General features: G+C 40.5%; 9 protein-coding genes and 1 pseudogene. 6 read left to right on the top strand and 4 right to left on the bottom strand.

Annotated features, from left to right (window positions below; translation table 11 throughout):
- From VJ937_RS14690 to VJ937_RS14675, 4 genes are all read left to right on the top strand, one after another.
- On the top strand, positions 1 to 428 hold a 428-nt coding region (locus VJ937_RS14690; protein WP_324068356.1), incomplete at its 5' end, for a cyanophycinase.
- Between the two features lie 34 nt (positions 429 to 462).
- Positions 463 to 3414: a TonB-dependent receptor gene (locus VJ937_RS14685; RefSeq protein ID WP_324068353.1), complete on the top strand. Its 2952-nt coding sequence runs from the start codon at positions 463 to 465 to the stop codon at positions 3412 to 3414.
- 12 nt (positions 3415 to 3426) lie between these two features.
- Entirely contained in the window at positions 3427 to 4737 is a 1311-nt protein-coding gene (locus tag VJ937_RS14680) for a RagB/SusD family nutrient uptake outer membrane protein (RefSeq protein WP_324068351.1), read from the top strand.
- A 17-nt stretch (positions 4738 to 4754) separates the two neighbouring features.
- Positions 4755 to 5969, top strand: a complete 1215-nt coding sequence (locus VJ937_RS14675) for a PKD domain-containing protein (protein WP_324068349.1) — start codon at positions 4755 to 4757, stop codon at positions 5967 to 5969.
- A 68-nt stretch (positions 5970 to 6037) separates the two neighbouring features.
- Here VJ937_RS14675 and iadA read toward each other — a convergent pair whose 3' ends face one another.
- The 4 genes and pseudogenes from iadA to VJ937_RS14655 all read right to left on the bottom strand — a co-directional run.
- Complete coding sequence (gene iadA / locus VJ937_RS14670; RefSeq protein WP_324068347.1) at positions 6038 to 7192, bottom strand: beta-aspartyl-peptidase; 1155 nt, start codon at positions 7190 to 7192, stop codon at positions 6038 to 6040.
- A 30-nt stretch (positions 7193 to 7222) separates the two neighbouring features.
- Positions 7223 to 9184, bottom strand: a complete 1962-nt coding sequence (locus tag VJ937_RS14665) for a T9SS type A sorting domain-containing protein (protein ID WP_324068344.1) — start codon at positions 9182 to 9184, stop codon at positions 7223 to 7225.
- Between the two features lie 131 nt (positions 9185 to 9315).
- Positions 9316 to 11715: a DUF5686 and carboxypeptidase-like regulatory domain-containing protein gene (locus tag VJ937_RS14660; protein ID WP_324068342.1), complete on the bottom strand. Its 2400-nt coding sequence runs from the start codon at positions 11713 to 11715 to the stop codon at positions 9316 to 9318.
- 10 nt (positions 11716 to 11725) lie between these two features.
- Positions 11726 to 12451 (bottom strand): annotated as a pseudogene (locus VJ937_RS14655) (pseudouridine synthase); the annotation flags it as partial.
- Positions 12452 to 12683: 232 nt separating this feature from the next.
- On the opposite strand from VJ937_RS14655, the gene VJ937_RS14650 reads away from it, so the two are divergent.
- On the top strand, positions 12684 to 13325 hold the full coding sequence (locus VJ937_RS14650) for a YceI family protein (protein WP_324068341.1): 642 nt from the start codon (positions 12684 to 12686) through the stop codon (positions 13323 to 13325).
- Positions 13326 to 13968: 643 nt separating this feature from the next.
- Positions 13969 to 15105, top strand: a 1137-nt coding sequence (locus VJ937_RS14645; RefSeq protein WP_324068340.1) for a subtilase family N-terminal domain-containing protein, incomplete at its 3' end; no start/stop codon positions are given.

Below are 15105 nucleotides of genomic sequence, written 5' to 3'. Positions count from 1 at the left end.
AAAACGGAGCAACCATAGCAGGCACAAGTGCAGGAGCTGCGGTTATGAGTAAAAAAATGATAACGGGCGATGAGTATAAACACCCCGAATACACCGGAGAATTCCGCACCATTGAAGCTAACAACATCGAAATTGCCGAGGGTATGGGATTCACCGATAAAATTATCGTAGACCAACATTTTGTATGGCGTATGCGTATGAACCGTTTGATCAGTGTGGTTATAGAAAACCCGGAAGCAACTGCTGTTGGTATCGATGAATCTACAGCTATCTATTATAAAAACAACCAGTTCACTGTATATGGTAAGAGCCAGGTTATTGTAATAGAAAACCAGAAAAAGCACAAAAAAGCACAAAACGGATTACTTGGAGCAAAAGACATGAGCTTACATGTTTTATTACCAGGCGATACTTTTTCAATTAACTAAATAAACTTGTATACACATCTTAAATTTTTCGTATATGGTCAAAAAACTACTATTACTGCTCATGCTTTTCAGCGTATTGGCGAGCGCCTACGCACAAAAGCGTACAATTACTGGGACTGTTACCGACAAGGGTACAAATGAAACAATGCCCGGAGTAACTGTGATTGTAAAATCAAATCCTTCCAACGGTACAATCACAGGACCAGATGGAACCTATTCCCTGGAAGTTAGCGAAAATGCAAAATTCCTGGTTTTTAGTTTTGTAGGAATGCAAAAAGTTGAAAAAGCCATTGGAGACCAAACAAAAATTGACGTCGCGCTGGCTTCAGATACTGAGAGTTTGGATGAAGTTGTGGTTGTGGGGTATGGCACAGAAAGCAAAAGACTGCTCACTAGCTCAATATCTGATGTCTCTTTAAGAGAAATAGAAGAGGTACCAACAGCTAATATTGATGAGGCGCTTCAGGGAAAAACTGCTGGAGTTCGAATAAACAGCAACAGTGGAACTCCGGGTGGTGGTATTTCTGTTCGCGTCAGGGGAATGAGCTCAATTAGTGCAGGAAACTCTCCTCTTTACGTTGTCGATGGTATTCCCATTATTACCGGAGACCAGGGACAGGTTGGCTTTAGTGGTCAAAATATTGACGCCCTGTCCAGCATAAACCCTTCCGACATTGAATCAATTTCAATTCTTAAAGATGCCTCAGCTGCAGCTATTTATGGAGCGCGTGCAACAAATGGAGTTGTACTGATAACAACAAAACAGGGTAAGGCCCAGAAAACAAAAATCAATGCTAGGGCCTCATTCGGTATTGAACAAATGTGGAACAAACCCGACCTACTCAACAGCGAACAATGGTTGGAATACCAAAACGATTTAACAGGAAACAATATTAATCCCGGGATCGATACCACAAATACTGACTGGATTGATGAAGTTACACAAATAGCGCCAATTTCGAACTATGAAGTTTCAGCTGCCGGCGGTAACGACAAAACAAAGTACTTTTTATCAGGAAGCTATTTTACCCGCAAAGGAATTGTTAAATCAACAGCATTCGACAGGTTAAGTGGTAGACTCAACCTGGACCACCGTTTTAACGACAAATTAAACTTTGGAGCGAATATCTCCTTGAGTGGTTCTGAAAACAATCGCGTAGAGGGTGACCAGTCGTTACATGCGCCCCTGGCAGTAGCCATATCATTACCGCCAACCTACCCGGTTTACAACAGCAATGGTGAATATGACCAGAGTGGCCCATATGCCAACCCGGTTCCCATCATTGAGGACGCGGTAAATAAAGCCAATGCCTTCAGAACCCTTGGTAATGCCTTCATGGAGTACAAAATCATAGATGGACTAAAATTCAAAACCAATTGGGGATATGATTTCTACATGTTGAATGAACATAGTTACGATCCACCTACAACAAGGCAAGGGAACCAAACCAATGGAATGGGATTTGAGACATTCAGCCGCTCTTCTAATTTCACATCGAACAATACTTTAAATTACATTAAAGCATTTGGCGAGCACAACATAAACCTTCTGGGTGGATATAGCTTTGAAAAATACAATCGGGTATCATCCTTTATAAAAGGCGTAGAATTCCCACACGAATACCTGGAATACCTTGAAAGTGCAGCAACTATCCAGGATGCTTATGCAAGCGTTAATGAAACTGGTACAAACTCCTATTTTGGACGATTCAAGTACAATTACCAGTACAAATACATTCTAGCGCTTACAGGCCGTTACGACGGATCGAGTCGTTTCAGCGACAACTACCGTTACGGATTCTTTCCGGGAGCTTCTGTGGCATGGAGAATTTCTGAAGAAGCTTTTATGGAAGATATTGATTTCCTAAGTGAATTAAAATTAAAAGGAGGTTTCGGAATAACCGGGAACGACCGTATAGGCAGTTTCCGCTCACTATCGCTCTACACTGCTGCGAATTATGCAGGAGTCGCAGGTATAATGCCTGTCCAAATTGCGAATCCGGATCTGAAATGGGAAACAACATACCAAAGTGACATCGGATTAACTGCTGGTTTTCTTGACGATAAAATTACAGTGGACATATCGTACTACCTCAAAAAAACAAAAGACCTGTTGCTCGACAGACCGCTTCCACCCTCATCAGGCTTTACCGTGTTATCGGATAACATTGGAGAGATGGAAAACCAGGGAGTTGAGCTCACTATCAATGCCAATATCATTGAAGACATATGGAGCGTGAACTTCAATATATCGCACAACAAAAATAAAGTTACGAAACTTTACAATGGTCAGCCAATTGAAGATATTGGACGTGGTAACCAGCGCATTGCAGAAGGAGAACCTATATCTCATTTCTACGGTTACAATGCTTTAGGCGTAGATCCGTCGACCGGATATATGGTTTTTGAAGATGTTAATAACGATGGTCAATTAACCGATGCAGACAGAACCATTATAGGCGATCCTCACCCCGATTTTATTGGAGGATTTACCAATACTGTCAACTATAAAAATTTTGAACTCAATGTTTTGTTCCAGTTTTCATACGGCAATGATATCTTTAATGCAACACGCATTTATACCGAATCTTTAGGAGTTTCAGGAGATAACCAAAGCACAAACATACTCGATCGCTGGCAAAATGTAGGAGACCAGACAGACGTGCCACTGGCTACAACAACACCAAACCCGGTAACAAAAATTTACAATAATGTTGAATCGTCGAGGTTTATCGAGGATGGCTCCTATTTAAGACTTAAGAACCTTTCCCTGGGTTATAAATTCGACCAGCAAGTACTTGACAAACTCGGACTGAATAGTTTAAAAGTATATTTCTCCGCAAAAAATCTGCTTACATTCACAAAATACAGTGGATTAGACCCAGAGGTAAACTATGCAGGAAATGATGATGTGGTTATGGGTGTAGAATTTTTCACCTACCCCTCTGTGAGAACTTTTACATTTGGAATTAATATTGGAATTTAAAACATGACAACTATGAAAAATTTAATATATATACTCATCGCTTTAAGCTTTGCCGCATGCGATGTTACAGATATAGATCCGAAAGGAGATATACCGCAGGATCTGGCATTTACAGATGAATCATCTGTACGTGCTACCATTGCCGGCTGCTACGACAATCTGCAGTCGTCCAGCTACTACGGCCGGAACTACCTCGTGCTGCCCGATTTACTGGCAAATAACCTCAACCACACGGGAACAACGCAGGAGTATGCTGAGTTCACTAACAACTCAGTGCAATCAGATAACTTTATTATTGATGGAATATGGAGCAGTATCTATGATGGAATAAACCGTGCTAATATGGTTATACACTTTATCGACGATGCCGGTCTATCCAACGATGACAAAAACCTTTATCTGGCGCATGCCTATTTTATCAGAGCTTTTAACCATTTCAACCTTGTAAGAATGTTTGGTGCAGTGCCGGTTAAAACAGCTCCTTCGACAGACCCTGCTCAGGACTTTAATGCACCAAGAACTTCTGTCGATTCTGTTTACATGTATATTGAAACAGATTTAAATAAGGCCAGAAACTACATTGCTGAAATTTTCACAGGTTCTGCTACACCTGCTGTTATTAAAGCACTTTATGCACGAATGGCCTTATATCAAGGAGAGTGGAGCGAAGCAAAAGCCTACGCTGATACAGTAATATCAAATTATGGATACAGCATAGTTCCTGCATTTGCAGATTTGTATCCTGCCAATAATAACCCTGAAAGTATTTTTCAGGCCCAGTTTTCAGAACAAGACAACAACATTTTGGCTCAATACTTTTATCCCACCTCAGAGGGAGGAAGACATGAATTTACACCTTCTGACAGCATTCTATCAGCCTTTGAAGCCGGTGATGTTAGATTTGATGAGTCGATAAGCGAACACCCGGATGATGGGTTGTATGTTGATAAATACAGGGAATTAGAAACCAGGTCAGACAATGTATACCTTTTCAGACTTGCTGAAATGTATTTAATCAGAGCTGAGGCAGAAACAATGCTAAATGGAGATGTTACGGCAATTCAGGATGACATCAATACCATTCGAAACAGGGCCGGGGTAGATAGTACAAATGTGACTGACTACAATCAGTTGCAAGAACTTATTCTGCAGGAACGCAGAAGAGAATTTGCCTTCGAAGGGCACTACTGGTTCGACCTTGTGCGCACAGGAAAGGCTATAGATGAACTGGAAACGGTTACCAGTACGGAACAATACCTCATGCCTATTCCGCTCAGCGAGATGCAAACAAATGATAGGATGACACAAAACCCGGGCTATTAATTTAAAAAAACTATACCATGAAAAATATAAAACGTCTTTTACTATATTTATTGATAGGAAGCACAGTATTTGCCGCTTGTGAGGATGATAAAGTTGATGCACCGGCAGCCAGTACTGTAGCAGATTTTAGCTATACAACTACAAACAATGCCATTGCACCATCAACAGTAACATTTACCAACAAATCGGTAAATACAAACTACTACGAGTGGGACTTTGGTAACGGAGAAACATCCAATGCAGAAAACCCATCTGTTACATATGAATCAGCAGGTACTTATACAGTTAAACTAACCGTTGAAGCTGAAAACGAGGTGTATTATAACAGGCTGGTGCAGCAAAAAGACATCAAAATAAAGGCAGAGCCATTAAAAACACTTTACTTCACCGATAAATTTGATGCTAAAATAAAATATGTTGTACTTGACACAGCCGCCCCGGTAGTACAGGAAATGCCGGATGTATCGACCAATGCTAATTTTATAGCCATCGATACAACAAACGCCAATATTTACATTTCTGACAAAGACGCCGGACTAATTAAACGTGCAAGTCTCGATGGTAGTTCATCAGAAACTGTACTGAGCCTCTCATCAACTTCAGAACCCGGCACACCCTGGGGTATAACAGTGGTGGAAGACAAGGTATACTTTGCACTTGTAAACAGCAACGACGAAGCTAAAATTGCCCGCATGGATCTGGACGGCAGTAATTTCGAAATTGCAGTTGAAATAATTGATTACCTGCCACTCGATCTGACCTATAACCCAACTGACCAAAAACTCTATTTCAGCAACGATGGATATTATGACGATGGAGGAATTTGGAGAGTCAATACCGACGGATCAGGTCTGGAAGTAGTGGTTCAAAACCACAATGGATCGCCAGTTGATGCTGCAGGTATTGCCATCGATCATATAAACGGTCGTATTTTTTACACACATTATGCAGATCAGGTCGTGGTAATGAACAACCTTGACGGAACAAATCCACAAAATATAGGGACTTACACCGAACAAAACCTCGTTTATGGTGTAGCACTGGATCTGGAAAATGGATATCTTTACTGGACAGACAGACCAGCAAGTGATGGTGACGGAAATGGAAATATCATCAGGGCAAGTTACTCGTTTGAGGGCGGACAGGCCAATGTTGGCGCTCAAGAGATGTGGGTAACCGGTGATGAGATCGACATTGCACCCTATGGACTGGCAATTGATACGTACCGATAACGAAATTAAATACCATAAAAAAATCCCGGAGTATAAAAGACCCCGGGATTTTTTTTATTTAAAGTCGATCACTCATAACTACCCTTTACAAGCAAATCTCCATTTTTCATTATCAATTTACCCTTAGAAATTACATGTTTTAACTCGAGCTTTTCGTTCATAAGCAAAAGATCCGCATCGGCATTAAGCGCGATTTTACCTTTTTGATTAAGTTTCAATGCACTTGCCGGATTGCTGGTGAGCACTTTTAAAGCAACATCAAGTGGTACTTTTTCATCAAGTACGGTGTCTCTCAGCTCTGTTAAATTCGCCATGGGTAAACCCTTTTCAAGCTTCACCAGGTTGCCCTGCTCATCAAAATCGGGCAAAGAACCATTGGCATCAGAGGTGAAGGTAATGTGATGCTCAGGCACACCTGCTTTCAACAATTCTGATACGGCTTTTGAAGGCTTAATCTCATATTCTTTAAAATACGGATAGCTGCTTGTGGTGATATCTACCCAGCCTTTTTTCCCATACACCTTAGCATCTTCGAAAATGTAATCGTTCCGGTTGCAATGGGTCGGGTAAAATTGCTTAATGGGTAACTCACTTTGCTCTATCGCGTCATAAATGGGCCGGAACGGGTTTTTAGCATCTCCCATGTGTATGTTGACAATTCCGGCTTTTCCGCCAAGCATTCCGCCAACACGGGCATGTGCCGCCAATTTTATCAATTCCGGTGTTGTTGGCGTAGAAGAACGGTGATCTGAAAGGGCAATTTCACCAATTCCGATGACTTCATCAAGCAAGGCCACATCGCGCCCCACATCACCGGTGAGTGTGGGTGTGGGCACCTGGTAGGCCCCACTGTACATCCATGCCGACATGCCTTCGTTGCGCAGGGCTTTTACTTTCATCAGCACACTTTCAATACTGCGGGTCATCCCATCTGTACCAAGGCAACCAATAACGGTGGTAACACCGGCTTCGAGCAGCTGTGACAATGGAATCTCGGGTGTGCGGGTGGCAGGGCCACCTTCCCCTCCTGCTCCGGCAATATGCACATGGGCATCGATAAAGCCGGGTGTTAACTTAAGGCCATGGGCATCAATAACTTCAGCATCAAGACTACCTGTAGTAATCTCATCCTCAATAGCAATAATTTTACCTCCGGCCACCAATACATCTTTTATGCCTGTTGCTTCAGGTGCAAAAACCTCAGCGTTCTTTATTAAAATCATGGTTATGAACTATTTACTATGTTTACTAATTTAGCGAATACTTACTTTAGAGGTGCTTGTGTAATGCCGTGTGGTGGCACGAAACAAATACATCCCTGCGCTATAATTCTTCACACTAATGCGGTAACGCTTTTGGCCGCTATAACGTTCAATCAATTTACCATCTGATGCGTAAATTTGTAAATTTACCGGTTGACCAAAATCACAAAAAACGTGGTTATTGGCCGGATTGGGATATATTTTACCCTGTATTTCATTTTCTGTTTTTTCAACCCCAAGTCCAGGCTCCGTCCCCATCAGGTAAGTTTGTGTTGAATCGAAAACAGAGAGCATCATCTCTTCAAACCCTGCGACCATTCTCGGGTCGTAATTGCCCACGTTGGGTGTAACAGAAAATCCAAAGGCTGTACCATTGTTTTTAATTGCCATTACAGGTGATGTACCATAGCCATCGAGCCATGTAGAATCATTGTTCACGTAATATTTAGCATAATTTCTTTTATTCAGCCAAATACCATAAGTTAAGTCCTCAAGTAGCATGGCATATGGCACAGCAGTGGTTGTATTCTCATACACATCGCTGTTTTTAAATGTCTGTGGCATTACAACTGATGTTTTCAGTAAGTTAAGCCCCGGATCAAAACTCAACGTGCCATAATAAGAAGCACCTGATTCCAGGTAATTATTTACAACAGTGTGTGCGGCAAAACGACTATTGTCGCCTACAAAAGCTACAACACCGCCATGAGTCCTTATTTTTTCGTTTAATTGATTCCCGTTTGCAGTATTGTTCATAAAATCCATTAAAGTGGCATACGCATTATCGACAAAAACTACCTTTCCGGCATCAGATATAGCATCGCTAAAAGTCTGGTCATCTCCGTTTGCAGTTATAGCTGCAAATTGATAAACGGTTGCTGAAGTATGATTCTCTATAGCAGTGACCAAAGCTGATGCATTAACTGAGTTTTCACCTGTTACAAGCAGAACATTATCGTTTACACTGCCACAATCATTTACTAAAACGTCCATCATATCGGTATGAAATGAACCATACACTCCGCCGCCCAGCAAAACAGTATAATCGCCGCCTTCGCTGGAAAGTGCAGGCTCTGAGAATTGCTCAAAGCCCTCTACAACACCAGTATTCATATCGTAACTGCAACCATTAAGCAGTTGCATAACTTTAATCTCATCGGCCACCACTGATGTTTGGCCAGTATTAAACTGTGTATTCGCCACATCGTAAAAATTCCCAGCTCCAGTGCCATACGCATATACTGAGTCGTTACGAATTATCATTGCTGAAAGGTCATCGACGCCCAACCCTGTTATACGATTTTCAGATTGGGTCTCATACCAATTGGCCAACATACCCACAAGCCTTGGGAAACGGCCCCTTTCAGCAAAATGTGTGTCGAACAAATAGCCGGGCATTAAATCGGCAAAATCATTTGCCAGGGTCATGTAAGAATTCAGGGGATTATTTAGCGCCTCATCTGGATATACCGTACCATTTTCAGCTGTAAAAATAATGGATGATAGAATAGCCATTCCTGCCGAAGTTCCTGATATAACACCACCTTCCGCATATTTATCCATAATAGCCTGTTCAATTTCGTTATTATTGAAATTACTATAATAGTTATGCTGATCGCCACCTTTAAAGAAAAACATATCATACGTCATCAACGAATCATAAACCACAGGATAATCAGCCGGATCGACCGCACTCAGATCAAAATGTTTTGCATCTGCAGCATTACAGGTATTCGTAAAGTAATCTCTCATCCAGCTATCTGGTTCAGGCCCCCAGGCTACAATTGCAACCCTGGAATTACCAGCCAGCGTAACGGCCTTTGTATAGGGATCAAAATTCCAGGCATCATCGCCTGTTCTTTCTGTACCGCCACCAACAAGCATTAAAGTACCCTGTGCAAGTGTATTTAATGAAAATAGCAATCCTGCTAAAAAGATAAAAAACCTTCTCATAACTATAAATTTAAAATTCACAATGAAAATACTGTATTTCAACGGAAAGCGGGAATTCTTAGCCCGGTTTACTCCGGAAATGAGATGTTAAAATACAAAATCAATTTGTACCTGCAAAAAAGAATAAGTTTTTACCAATCTAAAGCGGTAGTCAGGCCAATTACCAGGTAAATATTTTTTAGTTCATCATTTTGGGCGTATTCGCCAAAATTATAAAAGGCTCCGAGTATAATTTGCCCCCATTCAGGATTCATTAAACCACCCATCAAACCGGCTTCATAATAGCCGCGTTTTGCCTGGCTGCTAATTTTGCTGATACGACTATCCCGACTGTCGCCATAAAGTACGCCAAGCTGCGTGGTAAGCGAAAACATAATGTTTTTTTGATGAGAATGAATGGGTAAATAATGCTGCATAAAACCATTGACGAAGCGTGTATGGAAATAGCTATAAACTGGCATTGATTGAAATACGCCGGGCTCATAGAAATGCAATTTACCTGAACCACGACCATTAAAAGCCAGTTCAAGTGGAATATTTTCAGTTACCATTCCGGCATTACCCATAATGCGAAAAGTTCCTGCAAAACGTGTTGGTAAATTATAGCTGAATCGCCCCAAAAAGCGTTCATACTTTACATCGTCATTTTTTACGGCCAACCCTCGCTCATAACTAAGGTTAAAAACAGGTCCACCGGCTCCTTCACGAATTCTGTATTTTCCGAGATTCCCAAGTTTTTCACCGGGAGCATAGCGCAAATCAAAACGAACAGCAGTGCGATTAAAATTTCCAAAAAGCGTATCAATAGCTGTGTGCGATAAACTATACTGTTCCATATACCCTTTTGCACGCAAATTTACATATCTGGGATACTCAAGTTCGAGGGCTGCTTCGTGCCCCTGCACATAATTCAAAGCAGGCAATACAAAACTTCTAAGATTATACATTCCAAGCCGATAAGGGTTATAAAATGCATACGCCCCTTTTTCACTGGTTTCATCCTGGTATTGATATTTTAACCTTAACACACCATTCCTGAGAGGGTTCAGATGCGCACGGGCAGCATACCGCCAGTCGGCTTCCTCGTGGGAACGAATAAACTTTCCTCCTATTCTTATCCAATTAAGAACTTTATAGCTCGTCATCAACGATAACCCATAACGCCATCGCTCCTGCAGGTTAAAACCAATTGACTCTTTTAGATTTAATGTAAAATAGCCCAAAGGCAACTCTCCGGTAGCGAGTAACAGTGGCAAATCATTCATCCATCGGAAGAATGGAATCTCTCGCTGCAACGTATCCATTAATTTAAAAGTATACAAATCCTGGGGTGTAAGGCTATCGGATCTGTATTGCTGCAAGAGCGAATCATTTGTAATTGTAACATCAGGGGCATAACTGAATTCAAATTGTCGGCGTAGTATTGATTTGGGAATCTTGACCCCTACCCTTGGATTCATAATACTGGTCGATGCATACCCGATCATGATTGGAAAAGGTGGCAAAGAATCAATTACCTTATCTGTAAAATTAATTCGTGATTGCAACCTTGTCGGAAACCAGTATTTCCCTTCCAGCTTATCATACTCCTGTCTCACGGTTATTCCTATCTGACTTGATTGTGTTGTAGGTTGAGCCACTAATTTGCGCACAGCATAATCATAACCATCGACGTAAATCATTCCGTACATGGCACTAAACGATGTGCCTGCTTTGGGCCGGAATGTAATTAAATAAATATTGTGTCCACGCGCTGCAGTTAAAGTATCTTTAATAAGGAAAAAATATTTTTTCTCAGCATTCGGACTTACAGGATTCACATATTTGATATTGCCGATATTGAAAAAATCATCGTAACACGACAGTGAATGCAACTGACTTCCGAGCACAGCAAAAGCCGGGTTCCTGAATCCGGAAATATTGGTAGTTAATACATTCTCCCGCATTTTACCTGGTGCCTTGTAGTATTTTTCAGAAATTGCTTCACTCACAAACAAATTCGACTTTTTTGCCATTTTCACCAGGTTCCCTGCACTTCCTCCAAGCTTCCCTCTGGAGCTGAAATATTCCAGCGTATCGCGATTCAGGGCAATGTAAAACTTATTATAAGCCGTATATTTAAAAGAAGGTAAATTCATAGGGTCGTGCTCACTGCGCCGTGCAATAACTTTCTGCATAATTGTATCGGCCGGGTTAATACCCGGAAATACTACAACTTCATCCAGTTTAAAGGACTTTTCAGCCAATTGGATAGTATAAATACCGCTGGTATCCGCAAAAAATGATCTGGGTTTAAGCCCCAGATAAAAAACATGAAGCGTATCGGGTTTCGATAGTGAGATTTTAAAACGACCGTTAATATCTGAAACGGTACCCTTATTATTACCAGATATGGTTATGGTAGCATATGAAACCGGATTGCCAAAATTATCATTGATTGTACCTTCTATCTGAATTTGCCCAATTACTGGAACTGTGAAGCATGAGAGCAAAAAGGTCCAAATAATTAAAAGTTTAGGAAGCTGTAACATGACAATTTTATTATAGCATTTGTAAAAAGCTCACCTCTTTGTCTGTCAAAAACCGCCAATGTCCGCGGTTAAGATTCTTTTTTGTTAGACCGGCAAAATAAACACGATCAAGTTTTGTTACCTTATACCCAAGGTGTGCAAAAATTCTTCTGACAATTCTATTTTTACCACTGTGAATTTCAATTCCAACCTGGTTTTTTTCTGAAGGTTCAGGATAACTCAGGTCATCGGGTTTAATAAAACCATCTTCTAACTCAACACCTTGTACAAGGGCATCAAAATCAGTTTTTGTAAAAGGTTTATTTAAAAAAACATGATAAATCTTCCGCACATTAGAGCTGGGATGGGCTAGCTTTTTAGCCATATCTCCATCATTTGTAAACATTAACACACCAGTAGTATTTCTATCGAGTCTGCCAACAGGGTAAATACGTTCTTTACTGGCTTTTTTTACCAAATCAATTACGGTGCGACGTCCCTGTGGGTCTTTCGAGGTGGTAACTGTATCTTTGGGTTTATTTAGAAGAAGGTATACTTTCTTCTCAGGCACAAGGCTTTTACCCTCATATTCAACATCATCTGAACGCTTTACTTTAAAACCCAACTCTGTTACTATTTCGCCATTAACCTTAATCTTTCCCTGTTCAATCAGCTTGTCTGCTTCGCGTCTTGAACACACGCCACTATTGGCAATATAACGGTTTAACCTTATGGGATCATCCCAATTTTCTTTTTTCGAGCTGTCTTTGCGCTGTCCTTTTTGAACCATTTCTTAAATTGTTTAGTGGACAAAGATAATTTAAAACAAGCTTTTTTACGAACAAATGAAAGTCAAATGCTTTTTTTATGATTTTTTAATCATCATTCAAAAAACTCATTTGTTTAATAAAAACGACAGAACAGTAAACATTTTTCTTATAACTTCCTTTATACTAATAAATACAATCTGTAAACTAAAAGAAATTATTATGAGAACTACTAATTTATTGATGATTGCCTTACTCGCTATAGGCCTGTCATTTGCCTCTTGCGACAGTGCACAAAAATCGAAAGATAAAAAGGCAAAAACAAAAAAAGAAACGAAAAGTGCATTACCAGTGGAAGCCACCACCCTAAATATCAATACTGCTGAAAGTGTGGTACATTGGACAGGTTCACTTGTAGGTGTTTATGATCATCACGGCACATTGAAATTTAAAAATGGTGTAATTGATATCAAAGATGGTGTAATTGCAGATGGTTCATTTGTAGTAGATATGACTACCATGAAACCTACTGATGAGAATTACAACCCAGAAGAGGGAAGCACCAAAGAAAAACTTGTAGGGCACTTATCCTCGCCAGATTTTTTCGATGTAGAAAACTATCCTGAAGCGTCATTTAAAATCAAAGCGCATACAGGGAATAAAATTGTTGGTCAGCTAACAATTCGTGGAAAAACCCACGAAGAGACAGTTAAAAATCTTGAAATTAAAAACATGGATGGAAAAATGAAATTTCATGGTACCATGACCATTGATAGAAACAAATATGATGTAAACTGGAAGCATCCCGTGAAAGACAAAGTTTTATCGGATGAAATTGAACTTGAGATTAAGATAAAAGGATAATTCCGGAATAAACCAGAGAAAGGTTGTCTAAAAAGGTTTGAAAACGTCATTTCGATCCGCCAGCTGGCGGAGAAGGAATCTTTATGAACTGATAATCAACAGATTAACTTCGTTAAGCTTCCTTCGTCGTTCCTCCTACCAATGAACGTATCTAAAAAAGTTTCACGCAACGTTCGCAACGAAGGCGCAGCGACTGCAACGTTCTACTCGTAGCGTTCGTTGCGTATTTTTCGTGGCGATCGTGGCGTGAAATAATTTAAAAGATTTAGAATATAAATTTCAATTATAAACCTGAAAAAGTTATACATCATTCTGCATTACTACATTTAAATTTTTTTGGCTATCGGAATGACGACGATTTTTGACTTTTTAGACACCCTCTTTTTTTTGCCCAAAATAATATTACTCTACTAAACCTTGTCTTTCATAAATTTAGCGTAAAAACACACCACTACAAACAACCCGAAACATAGACCTAAAACCCTAAATAACAGATACATACAAAAGACTAAAAAAGTAAAACTCACTTTCTAAGTAACTCGTGGGTAGGAAATCGTTGTTTGTCGAAAAAGATTGTAATCAGTCTATAGGAAAACCATATTTGCCAGCAAAATTGGGGAATTTTAACTAAAAACGACTGATTATGAACGTTAAACTCTTTACACTTTTATTTACATTTTTAATTGCTACAACGGCGGTATTTGCACAAGACCGCGCCGTTAATGATGATGGCAACTATGAAGGCGTCATCAAAGTAAAATTCGATGACACCATGGTGAAACAACTGGAACAGCTTCACCAGCAAAAATCTAATAACCTGAATGTAATTAAAGCTACTGAGAAAGGTTATGTACTAACCGCGAACTCAGAGCTTGATTCTAAAAACAAAACTCTTGGAGCTTACGAATACAAACGTGTATTCCGTTATGCAGGAAAATTTGAGCAGCGCCACCGTGAATTTGGACTGCACAAATGGTATGAAATTTCATTTGACTCTAAAGCTTCTGTAGATGAGTTATTAAAAGCTTATTCAAGTGTTGACAACATTGAAATTGCCGAGGCATTGCCAAAAATGACCTTATTTGAGAAGCATCCGGAACCAAAAAACAATGGAAAAACACTTTCTACCACACCTAGCGACACCAGGTACGACGAACAATGGCATTACAACAATACCGGACAAACTAACGGTACTGTAGATGCTGACATTGATTTACCCGAAGCATGGGAAGTTGAAACTGGTAATTCAGAAGTTATTGTAGCTGTAGAAGACCAGGGAATTGATGTAGACCATGAAGACATGGTAGGCAACATGTGGATCAACTCCGGCGAAACCCCAAATAACGGAGTAGATGATGACAATAACGGATATGTAGATGATTACCACGGATACAATTTTGCCGACAACCAGGGTACCATTACAGCTGGAGACCACGGTTCACACACAGCCGGAACAATCGGAGCTGAAACCAACAATGGTGTAGGCGTAGCAGGTATTGCCGGAGGAACAGGAAATAATGACGGCGTACGCCTGATGTCTTGCGAAGTATTTGGCGCAAGCAACCAGGGCGGCTTCGATGAAGCATTTGTATATGCAGCCGATATGGGCGCTCACATCTCACAAAACAGCTGGGGTGGTGGCGGCGAAAGCCAGGCCATCAACGATGCCATCGACTACTTTATAGCCAATGGTGGTGGAGCCGGTACACCAATGACCGGTGGAGTAGTTGTTATTGCCGCAGGGAACAGCGATGTTAGCTCAGGATCCAGCATTTGGCCT

This window comes from Salinivirga sp. (genome assembly GCF_035268865.1).
In the GTDB taxonomy this organism is placed as follows: Bacteria; Bacteroidota; Bacteroidia; order Bacteroidales; family Salinivirgaceae; genus Salinivirga.
The sequence above is the reverse complement of the archived record's forward strand: the minus strand, read 5'-3'. Positions and strand labels throughout refer to the sequence as shown.